Source organism: Mycobacterium angelicum (assembly GCF_002086155.1).
GTDB classification, from domain to species: domain Bacteria; phylum Actinomycetota; class Actinomycetes; order Mycobacteriales; family Mycobacteriaceae; genus Mycobacterium; species Mycobacterium angelicum.
In genome coordinates this window covers 1-10,299 of the sequence record NZ_MVHE01000108.1, presented here as the reverse complement: position 1 = coordinate 10,299, position 10,299 = coordinate 1, and the positions used below count along the sequence as shown (strand labels likewise).

Here is a 10,299-nt window from a genome sequence, read left to right as displayed (position 1 = left end):
GGGGTGCGCCATAACCGGGAGGCGTGCCGTAACCGGGCGGGGGCGGATAGCCCGAGCCGTGATTTCCGCCCTGGGGGTCCGCCGGGTTGCCTTGATGTTCGGGGGGCTGGCTCATAGCCGTCCTAGTGGTCTCGGTCGCTATTGGTCGGTACGCGCGCTGAACTTAGCAAACCGGAACCTAACAAAGAAGAGTCGAAGGCGCGCGGGCCGAAGCGTGTTGGACGTGATCGAGTGGTATGCCTGAAGTCGTGTCCGACGGTCTATTCGAGGTCCCGGGCGCACCGACGACAAGCGGCCATGACCTGACTCCGCCGGCCGGTGCGCCGCTGGCGGTGCGAATGCGGCCGGCCTCCCTGGACGAGGTGGTGGGGCAGGACCACTTGCTGGCGTCCGGGTCGCCGCTGCGCCGTCTGGTCGAGGGGTCGGGCGTGGCGTCGGCCATCCTCTACGGCCCGCCGGGCAGCGGCAAGACCACCCTGGCGGCCTTGATCTCGCAGGCGACCGGCCGGCGGTTCGAGGCGGTGTCGGCGTTATCGGCCGGCGTCAAGGAAGTCCGCGCGGTCATCGATGTGGCCCGGCGCGGGCTGCTGCATGGCGAGCAGACGGTGCTGTTCATCGACGAGGTGCACCGCTTTTCCAAGACCCAGCAGGATGCGCTGCTGTCGGCGGTGGAGAACCGGGTGGTGCTGTTGGTGGCCGCGACCACCGAGAACCCGTCGTTTTCGGTGGTGGCCCCGCTGCTGTCGCGATCGCTGATCCTGCAGCTACGGCCGCTGACCGCGGACGACATTCGGACCGTGGTACAGCGCGCCATCGACGACCCGCGCGGGTTGGGCGGACGGGTCTCGGTGGCAGCTGATGCGGTGGAGTTGCTGGTGCAGTTGGCGGCCGGCGACGCCCGGCGCGCGCTGACGGCGCTGGAAGTGGCGGCCGAATCGACTGAGGCGGTGACTGTCGAGACGATCGAGCAGTCGTTGGACCGCGCCGCCGTGCGCTACGACCGCGACGGCGACCAGCACTACGACGTGGTCAGCGCGTTCATCAAGTCGGTGCGCGGCTCCGACGTCGACGCCGCGCTGCACTACCTGGCCCGCATGCTGGTCGCCGGGGAGGACCCGCGGTTCATCGCGCGCCGGCTGATGATCCTGGCCAGTGAGGACATCGGCATGGCCGATCCGACGGCGCTGCCGCTGGCCGTCGCCGCGGCGCAAACCGTGCAACTGATCGGAATGCCCGAGGCCCAGCTGACGTTGGCGCATGCCACCGTGCATTTGGCGACCGCGCCGAAGTCGAACGCGGTGACGACGGCGCTGGGTGCGGCGATGGGCGACATCAAGGCGGGCAAGGCCGGCTTGGTGCCGGCGCATCTGCGCGACGGGCACTATTCGGGTGCGGCGGCCCTGGGCAATGCGCAGGGCTACAAGTATTCCCACGACGATCCGGATGGCGTTGTGGCCCAACAGTATCCGCCGGACGAGCTGATGGGTGTGGATTACTATCGGCCCACCGGCCGCGGCGGTGAGCGCGAGATCGGCGGACGCTTGGAGCGGCTGCGGGCGATCATCCGCGGCCGCCGGCGACCGTGAAGCCAGCTTCACGTTGGGGGCCGAGCGTGAAGCCAGTTTCACGCTCGGCCGAGCGCCGGCTTCAGACCAGCTCGGGCACCCGCAGGTGGGCGATCGCCAGCTCGAACTCGGCCACGTCGACCATCTCGGCGCCCAGATCCCGCACCCGCCGGCTGCGCAGCTCGGTCGCCTCGTCGCGGTTGCGGGCCATGGCGTCCATGCTGTCGAACGTCGAGCACGACACCGCCCGCCGGCACGACGGGTGGTCGACCATCATGCTGGCGCTGCAGAACCCGTCGAGCTGCTCGAGCTCGGGAAGAATGCAAGTCCGGTAGAAGTCGAGGGAGCGGCTCAGCTGGTCGGGCACCACCTTCAGCCAGGTAGCCCGCACGCAGGCCCCCTGGTGTGAGCGGTGGTCGCGGTGCATCAGGGCGATGTCCCACTCTTCGACCTTGGCGCTGCCGTCGAACATCAGGCCCGCGTGGTCGCGAATGGGGGCCACCCGCTCGGCACTGGCGCGCATCGTGGCCAGTGACTCCCACGCGCTGGTGGCGATGCATCTGCCGGACTGCCGGTCGACGAGCAGCGACAATCCGACGCACCCGTCGATTTCCAGCAAGGCGGGCATGACGACATCGCGAACATGCGCAATCCCGATGTCCACCGACAAGGGTTGCGCCTGGATGGTGGTGGAGCGTGCGTACACGATCGGCCCCTCCTCTGTCGGGGCAGCGCCCCGGTGGCGCCACCGGTCTCACCGAATACCTTCCTCCTGCCGATTGGCCCTGGCAATGTTTGTCGCGACCTTCTGTTGCGACGGATTGGCCGCGCGATAATTGCCCACCGTAGGCTGGACCGGATGGAAACCGATGTGCTGGACGTGGACACCTCGCGTCGCCGAATCGTCGATCTGACCGATGCGGTGCGTGGTTTTTGTGCCCAGCACAGCGACGGGTTGTGCAACGTATTCGTCCCACACGCGACGGCCGGGGTGGCGATCATCGAGACCGGCGCCGGTTCCGATGACGACCTGGTGGAGACGTTGGAACGGCTGTTGCCGCGCGACGACCGCTACCGGCACGCGCATGGTTCGCCCGGCCACGGCGCCGATCACGTGTTGCCGGCGTTGGTGGCGCCGTCGGTGACGGTGCCGGTGTCGGGTGGGGAGCCGTTGCTGGGCACCTGGCAAAGCGTCGTCCTGGTCGACTTGAACCGGGACAATCCGCGGCGCTCGGTGCGGTTGAGTTTCGTTGACGGATAGGTTTACGGAACCCACGGACTAAGGAAGCGACGAGAGTGCAAACACACGAGATCAGGAAGCGGTTCCTTGATCACTTCGTGAAGGCGGGCCACACCGAGGTGCCCAGTGCTTCGGTGATCCTCGACGACCCCAACCTGTTGTTCGTCAACGCCGGGATGGTCCAGTTCGTGCCGTTCTTCCTGGGCCAGCGCACGCCGCCCTACCCGACGGCCACCAGCATCCAGAAGTGCATCCGCACCCCGGACATCGACGAGGTGGGCATCACCACCCGGCACAACACCTTCTTCCAGATGGCCGGCAACTTCTCCTTCGGCGACTACTTCAAGCGCGGCGCCATCGAGTTGGCCTGGGCGTTGCTGACCAACCCCGTCACCGACGGGGGCTACGGTATGGACCCCGAAAAACTCTGGGCCACAGTCTATCTCGACGACGACGAGGCCGCGGGTCTGTGGCAGGAGGTCGCCGGCCTGCCGGCCGAGCGGATCCAGCGCCGCGGCATGGCCGACAACTACTGGTCGATGGGCATCCCCGGGCCGTGCGGGCCGTCGTCGGAGATCTACTACGACCGCGGGCCCGAATTCGGCCCCGAGGGCGGTCCCATCGTCAACGAGGACCGCTATCTCGAGGTGTGGAACCTCGTGTTCATGCAGAACGAGCGCGGCGAGGGCACCAACAAGGAGGATTACGAGATCCTCGGGCCGCTGCCCCGCAAGAACATCGACACCGGCATGGGCGTCGAGCGGATCGCCCTGGTCCTGCAGAACGTGCACAACGTGTACGAGACCGACTTGCTGCGCCCCGTCATCGATCTGGTTGAATCGCGCGCACCGCGCGGTTACGACGTCGGAAATCATGCCGATGACGTGCGTTATCGCATCATCGCCGACCACAGCCGCACCGCCGCGATCCTGATCGGTGACGGTGTCAGCCCCGGCAACGACGGCCGCGGTTACGTGTTGCGGCGGCTGCTGCGCCGGGTGATCCGCTCCGTCAAGCTACTTGGCGTGGATGACTCAGACACCCCGATCGTCGGCGACCTGATGGCCAAGGTGCGCGACGCGATGGGCCCCTCATACCCCGAGTTGGTCACCGACTTCGAGCGGATCAATCGCATTGCCGTTGCCGAGGAAACGGCGTTCAACCGCACGCTGACCTCAGGCTCGAAACTGTTCGACGACGTGGCCGGCGCCACCAAAACCGCTGGCGCCACCGTGGTTTCGGGTTCGGACGCGTTCACCCTGCACGACACCTACGGGTTCCCGATCGACCTGACATTGGAGATGGCCGCCGAGGCCGGCCTCACGGTGGACGAGGCGGGCTTCCGGGAGTTGATGGCCGAGCAGCGCCGCCGCGCCAAAGCCGATGCCGCCGCGCGCAAACACGCCCACGCCGACCTGACCGCCTATCGCGAGCTGGTCGACGCCGGCCCCACCGAGTTCACTGGATTCGACGAATTGACTTCCGAGGCAAAGATTCTCGGCATTTTCGTGGACGGCAAGCGGGTTCCGGTGGTCTCGCATTCCGATAGCGCCGAGGCCGACCGGGTGGAGCTGGTGCTCGATCGCACCCCGCTGTATGCGGAGTCGGGCGGCCAGATCGCCGATGCGGGAACCATCAGCGGAACCGGTTCCGGCGGCAGTGCCAAGGCCGCCGTCACCGATGTGCAGAAGATCGCCAAAACTCTTCATGTACACCGGATCAACGTGGAATCCGGAGAATTCGTCGAGGGCGACACGGTGGTCGCGGCTGTGGACGCGGGCTGGCGCAAGGGCGCCACACAGGGACATTCGGGCACCCACATGGTGCACGCCGCGTTACGGCAAGTGTTGGGCCCCAACGCCGTTCAGGCCGGCTCGCTCAACCGGCCCGGGTATCTGCGCTTCGACTTCAACTGGCAGGGGCCGCTGAGCGAGGACCAGCGCACCCAGATCGAAGAGGTGACCAACGAGGCGGTGCAAGCCGACTTCGAGGTGCACACTTTTCTCGAGCAGCTCGACAAAGCCAAGGCGATGGGCGCGATGGCGCTATTCGGTGAGGCTTATCCCGAACAAGTGCGCGTGGTGGAGATCGGTGGCCCATTTTCGCTGGAGCTGTGCGGCGGTACCCACGTGCACAACTCCGCGCAGATCGGCCCGGTGACCATCCTGGGCGAGTCGTCGATCGGTTCCGGCGTACGCCGGGTGGAGGCCTACGTCGGGCTGGAATCCTTCCGGCACCTGGCCAAGGAGCGGGCGCTGATGGCCGGACTGGCGTCGTCGCTGAAGGTGCCGTCCGAGGAGGTGCCGGGGCGGGTGGCAAACCTGGTGGAGCGGCTCAAGGCCGCCGAGAAGGAACTCGAACGTGCCCGGTTGGCCAGCGCCCGGGCCGCTGCGACCAATGCCGCCGCGGGAGCCGAGCGCATCGGTAACGTCCGGCTGGTGGCCCAGCGCATGTCCGGCGGAATGAACGCGGCCGATCTGCGTTCGCTGGTCGGCGATATCCGCGGCAAGCTGGGCAGTGATCCGGCGGTGGTGGCGCTCATCTCGACAAGCTCAGAAGGCGACAGCGAAACTGTTCCCTACGCGGTCGCCGCCAACCCCGCCGCGCAGGACTTGGGCCTGAGCGCTAACGACTTGGTCAAACACCTCGCCGTCGCGGTCGAGGGCCGCGGCGGCGGCAAAGCCGACCTGGCGCAGGGCTCGGGCAAGAATCCCACCGGTATCGACGCCGCCCTTGATGCGGTACGCGCCGAGATAGCGCGGGTCGGCTGAGTGGTCGAAACACAGCGGGAACCTAGACGTGGGAGGCGCATCGGCATCGACGTCGGCAAGGTGCGCATCGGTGTGGCGTGCAGCGACCCCGATGGCGTGCTGGCCACCCCGGTGGAAACCGTGCGCCGCGACCGCACCGGCAAACACCTGCGCCGGTTGGCCACACTGGCCGCGGAGCTGGAGGCCGTCGAGGTGATCGTCGGGCTGCCGCGGACGCTGGCCGACCGGATCGGGCCGTCGGCGCAAGATGCGATGGATCTGGCCGGGGAACTGGCGCAGCGGATCGCCCCGGTACCGGTACAGCTCGCCGACGAGCGTTTGACGACGGTCAGCGCACAGCGGTCGCTGCGGGAGGCGGGCGTCCGTGCCCGCGACCAGCGTGCGGTGATCGACCAGGCGGCGGCCGTGGCGATACTGCAAGGCTGGCTGGATCAACACCGCGCCGGGGCGGGCTCCGATGTCTGACGGCGCACGGACGTCCGACGATCCGGAGCACCGCCGGGCCGAGCCGGTAGCGGTGGCACCGGCCCGGCACCGCAAGACCCGCGCCGACCGCAAGCGCGCCCAGCGGATGCGCCGGCGGCGGCGCGTCGCCGGCGGATTGGCGGTCGGGCTGCTCGTCGTGATCGTGGTGGCGGCCGTATTCCTGGGCTCGAAAGTGTGGCACCTGCTTTCCGGTTCCGATGACGACTACACCGGAAACGGCAAGCAGGACATCGTGATTCAGATACAGGCGGGCGACTCGACCACCGCGGTGGGGGAGACGCTGCACAACAAGGGCGTGGTGCGCACCGTGCGGGCATTCGTCGACGCCGCGCACGGCAACGCGGCGATTTCGTCGATTCAGCCGGGCTTCTACCGGATGCGCACCGAAATCCCGGCGGCCGACGCGGTCACGCGGCTCGCGGACCCCAAGAGCAGGGTGGGCAAACTGGTCATCCCGGAGGGTCGCCAGCTCGACGACACCACCGACATGAAGACCAACAAGCTCAACCCCGGGATCCTCACTCTTATCTCGCGGGCCACCTGCGTGGATCTCGACGGTAACCATCGCTGCGTGTCGGTGGCCGACCTGCGCTCCGCGGCGGGCAAGGCCACCCCGGCCATGCTGCAGGTGCCGCCCTGGGCGGTGCAGCCGGTGCTCGAGCTGGGCGACGACCATCGCCGGCTCGAAGGACTGATCGCACCGGGGACGTTCAACATCGACCCCGCCGCCTCGGCCGACACCATCCTGGCGACCCTGATCAGCGCAGGAGCCGTGGAGTACACCAAGTCGGAGCTGGTGGACACCGCCAAGGCGCTGAGCCTGTCGCCCTACGACATCCTGGTGGTGGCGTCGCTGGTGCAGCAGGAAGCCAACGTGCAGGATTTCTCGAAGGTCGCCCAGGTCATCTATAACCGGCTGCACGAACACCGCACCCTGGAATTCGACTCGACGGTGAACTACCCGCTGGATCGCCGCGAAGTGGCCACCAGTGACGCCGACCGGGCGCTGCGCACGCCGTGGAACACCTACGTGTCCGAGGGATTGCCGGCCACCGCGATCTGTTCGCCGGGGGTGGACGCGCTGCGGGCCGCCGAGCACCCCGAGCCGGGGGACTGGCTGTACTTCGTCACCATCGATGCCCAGGGGACGACGCTGTTCACCCGGGATTATCAGCAGCATCTGGCCAATATCGAACTGGCCAAGCGCAACGGTGTACTAGATAGTGCACGCTAGACGGGCAGCCGTTCTAGGCTCGCCGATCGCACACTCGCGCTCCCCGCAATTGCACCTGGCCGCCTACCGCGCACTTGGCCTGGACGACTGGACCTACGACCGCATCGAATGCAGCGCCGAGGAGCTGCCCGGCGTCGTCGGCGGGTTCGGACCGGAATGGGTGGGCGTTTCGGTCACGATGCCGGGCAAGTTCGCGGCCTTGCGCTTCGCGGGCGAACGCACCGCCCGCGCCGAGCAGGTGGGTTCGGCCAACACCCTTTTGCGTACGCCGCGCGGCTGGCGGGCCGACAACACCGACATCGACGGCGTCACCGGCGCGCTGGGCGCGGCGTCGGGACAGGCCCTGGTCTGCGGATCGGGCGGCACCGCGCCGGCGGCCGTGGTCGGGCTGGCCGAACTGGGCGTCACCGGCATCACCGTGGTGGCGCGCAATCCGGACAAGGCGGCCCGATTGGTCGAACTGGGTGCGCATGCCGGGGTGACGACCCGGTTCTGCGGCCTGGACGACCCCGGCCTGGCCGACGAGGTGGCGGCCGCTGAAGTGTTGATCAGCACCATCCCCGCCGACGTGGCGACGCGCTACGCCGATACCTTCTCGGCCGTCCCGGTGCTGCTGGACGCCATCTACAACCCATGGCCCACCCCGCTGGCCGAGGCGGTAGCGGCTGCGGGTGGCCGGGTGATCAGCGGCCTGCAGATGCTGTTGCATCAGGCCTTCACACAGGTCGAGCAATTCACCGGGCTGCCCGCACCGCGGGAAGCCATGACTTGCGCATTGGCGGAACTGGATTAGCCTGCCGCGCATGCGGATTGGGCTGGCCGGACTGGTCGTGGCGTGGTTTGCGCTGTTGAGTGGCTACGACATCCGGCAACGCCGGCTGCCCAACACGCTGACACTGCCGGGGGCGGTGCTGATTCTGCTCGGCGCGGCCGCCGCCGGCCGTGGCATGGGGGCGTTGGCCGGTGCGGCCGTACTGGGCGGGGTCTATCTGCTGGTGTACCTGCTGACGCCGGCGGCCATGGGCGCCGGCGACGTCAAGCTGGCGATCGGCGTGGGCGGGCTGGCCGGTTGCTTCGGTATCGAGGTGTGGTTTCTGGCGGCGCTGGCCGCGCCGCTGCTGACCGCGCTGGTGGGCGTGGGGATGCGATGGCGCGGCATGCGAACCGTGCCACACGGCCCGTCGATGTGCCTGGCCACCGCCGCAGCGGCGGCGCTGATCCTGCTGACGTGAGGGATTCGGCCTAACCGGGGTCCTAACCGGACTGGCCGGCCGCTCCCGCAGTGCCAGGGGTGCCGGCGATGCCGTTGGGGCCGGGCTGGCCCAGGAATATTCCGCCACCGCCGGCCTTGCCGCCCGCGCCACCGGTAGCTCCCTGGATTTGTCCCGCTGCGCCGCCGGCGCCACCGGCTCCGCCGGTGCCGGTCGCCGACGTGCCGCCGTTGCCGCCGTCACCGCCGTTGCCGCCGTCACCGCCGTCGGCGCCGGCGCCGCCGTTACCGCCCGGGCGGCCGTAACCGCCGTCGCCGCCCTGGCCGTCCGACGTCGCGGTGTTGGTGGCGTTGCCGCCGCTGCCGCCGTTGCCGCCGCTGCCACCGGCGCCACCATTGCCCGAGCCCAGGGCGTTACCGCCGGCACCACCGGCGCCGCCTTGGCCGCCGTCGCCGGCATCGCCGGCGTCTCCGCCGTTGCCACCAGGATGGTTGCCGCTGCCGGACAGGCTGTCTCCGGCGTTGCGGTGGTAGGTGACGTTGCTGCCGGGATTGCCGCCGGTGCCACCGGCCCCGCCGTTGCCGCCTGCCCCGCCGTTGCCCGTCCCGTGGGCAACGCCGCCGTTGCCGCCCGCACCGCCGTTGCCGCCGGTGCTCGCAGCGCCGCCATTGCCGCCGTTACCGCCTGAGCCGTCGCCCTGGGCGCTGACCCAGCCGCCTTGCCCGCCGACGCCGCCCCAGCCGTTGTATTGGTAGTCGCCGAGGGAGCTGTGGGCGATCGTTGCGGTTCCACCGCGGCCGCCGTTTCCGCCGTTGCCGCCATTCCCGCCGGTCGAGCCGCCTTCGCCGCCGGCACCGCCGGCACCGCCGGTGCCGTAATACGCCCCAGCCGAAGCGTTGCCGCCGTTGCCGCCGTTGCCGACTCCCAATGCGATGCCGCCGCCGCCGGCGATGCCGCCGGAGCCCGCTCCAGCCCTGAAGCCCGGGGCGCCGGCCTGCCCGCCGTTGCCGCCGTTGCCGCCGTTGCCGAAGACGGAGCCGCCGGCCCCGCCGCTGCCGCCGGCCCCGCCGTTGCCCCACTGCCCGACGGCACCGGCGTCCCCGCCGTTGCCGCCGTTTCCGGAAACCGAGCCGCCCCAGCCGCCGTTGCCGCCGCTGCTCGCGTTGCCGGCCCAGCCGCCGTAACCGCCATTGCCGCCGGTTCCGCCGTTGCCGGTGGCGCCACCAGCGCCGCCGTTGCCGCCGGCCCCGCCATTGCCGGCGGCTGCCGACGCGCCCGCGGTTCCGCCATTGCCGCCGTTGCCGTTCTGACCGGCAGAACCTCCGTCGCCAGCCCTATTGCCAAGGCCGCCGCCCCAGCCGTTGCCGCCGGTTCCACCGTTTCCGCCGTTGCCAGTGCCAAGGCCGGCTCCGCCATTGCCGCCGGCTCCGCCGTTGCCGCCGGCGCCAATGCTTCCGCTGGCACCGCCGTTGCCGCCGTCGCCGGAGACAGACCCGCCGGCTCCGCCGTTGCCGCCGCTACCGCCCACTCCGGGTGCGCCGCCGGTGCCGCCGATCCCGCCGTTGCCACCGGTTCCGTTGAGAGTGGCGGCCGCGCCGCCGGCACCGCCATTGCCGCCGTCGCCGCCGGCGCCGACGTTGCCACCGGCTCCGCCGTCACCGCCATGTCCGCTCGCCCCGCCATTGCCGCCGTTGCCGCCGTTGCCGCTGGAACCGCTGCCCAGCGTGGCGGTGCGCGTCTGACCGTGGGCGCCGATCCCGCCATCGCCGCCGGCTCCGCCGGTGCCACCGCC

Annotated in this window: 8 protein-coding genes and 1 pseudogene; 7 read left to right on the top strand and 2 right to left on the bottom strand. The window is 69.8% G+C overall.

What is annotated here, in order from left to right; genetic code table 11:
• Window positions 1-236 precede the first annotated feature (236 nt).
• On the top strand, window positions 237-1,586 hold the full coding sequence (locus BST12_RS27645; RefSeq protein WP_083116382.1) for a replication-associated recombination protein A: 1,350 nt from the start codon (window positions 237-239) through the stop codon (window positions 1,584-1,586).
• 61 nt (window positions 1,587-1,647) lie between these two features.
• On the opposite strand, the gene BST12_RS27640 is transcribed toward BST12_RS27645, so the two are convergent.
• Window positions 1,648-2,271, bottom strand: a complete 624-nt coding sequence (locus BST12_RS27640) for a hypothetical protein (protein ID WP_083116381.1) — start codon at window positions 2,269-2,271, stop codon at window positions 1,648-1,650.
• 165 nt (window positions 2,272-2,436) lie between these two features.
• On the opposite strand from BST12_RS27640, the gene BST12_RS27635 reads away from it, so the two are divergent.
• The 6 genes from BST12_RS27635 to BST12_RS27610 are packed head-to-tail and all read left to right on the top strand — an operon-like array spanning window position 2,437 to window position 8,528.
• Entirely contained in the window at window positions 2,437-2,826 is a 390-nt protein-coding gene (locus BST12_RS27635; protein ID WP_211281378.1) for a secondary thiamine-phosphate synthase enzyme YjbQ, read from the top strand.
• Window positions 2,827-2,861: 35 nt separating this feature from the next.
• Entirely contained in the window at window positions 2,862-5,576 is a 2,715-nt protein-coding gene (gene alaS / locus BST12_RS27630; RefSeq protein ID WP_083116379.1) for an alanine--tRNA ligase, read from the top strand.
• The gene (gene ruvX / locus BST12_RS27625) at window positions 5,577-6,041 is read left to right on the top strand and encodes a Holliday junction resolvase RuvX (protein ID WP_083116378.1); all 465 of its coding nucleotides are present in this window, start codon (window positions 5,577-5,579) and stop codon (window positions 6,039-6,041) included.
• Window positions 6,034-7,296: an endolytic transglycosylase MltG gene (locus tag BST12_RS27620; RefSeq protein ID WP_083116377.1), complete on the top strand. Its 1,263-nt coding sequence runs from the start codon at window positions 6,034-6,036 to the stop codon at window positions 7,294-7,296. Before ruvX ends, BST12_RS27620 begins: the two co-directional genes overlap by 8 nt.
• A complete protein-coding gene (locus BST12_RS27615; protein WP_083116376.1) occupies window positions 7,283-8,089 on the top strand; it encodes a shikimate dehydrogenase in 807 nt (268 codons plus the stop codon). The genes BST12_RS27620 and BST12_RS27615 overlap by 14 nt, the downstream gene beginning before the upstream one ends.
• 10 nt (window positions 8,090-8,099) lie before the next feature.
• Window positions 8,100-8,528: an A24 family peptidase gene (locus tag BST12_RS27610; RefSeq protein ID WP_083116375.1), complete on the top strand. Its 429-nt coding sequence runs from the start codon at window positions 8,100-8,102 to the stop codon at window positions 8,526-8,528.
• A gap of 22 nt (window positions 8,529-8,550) precedes the next feature.
• On the opposite strand, the pseudogene BST12_RS34415 reads toward BST12_RS27610, so the two are convergent.
• A pseudogene (locus BST12_RS34415) lies at window positions 8,551-10,299 on the bottom strand (PE family protein); the annotation flags it as partial.

Coding starts and splice junctions, on each gene's coding strand:
- BST12_RS27610 (WP_083116375.1), top strand. CDS start 8,100: ATGCGGATTGGGCTGGCCGGACTGGTCGTGGCGTGGTTTGCGCTGTTG.
- BST12_RS27620 (WP_083116377.1), top strand. CDS start 6,034: ATGTCTGACGGCGCACGGACGTCCGACGATCCGGAGCACCGCCGGGCC.
- BST12_RS27645 (WP_083116382.1), top strand. CDS start 237: ATGCCTGAAGTCGTGTCCGACGGTCTATTCGAGGTCCCGGGCGCACCG.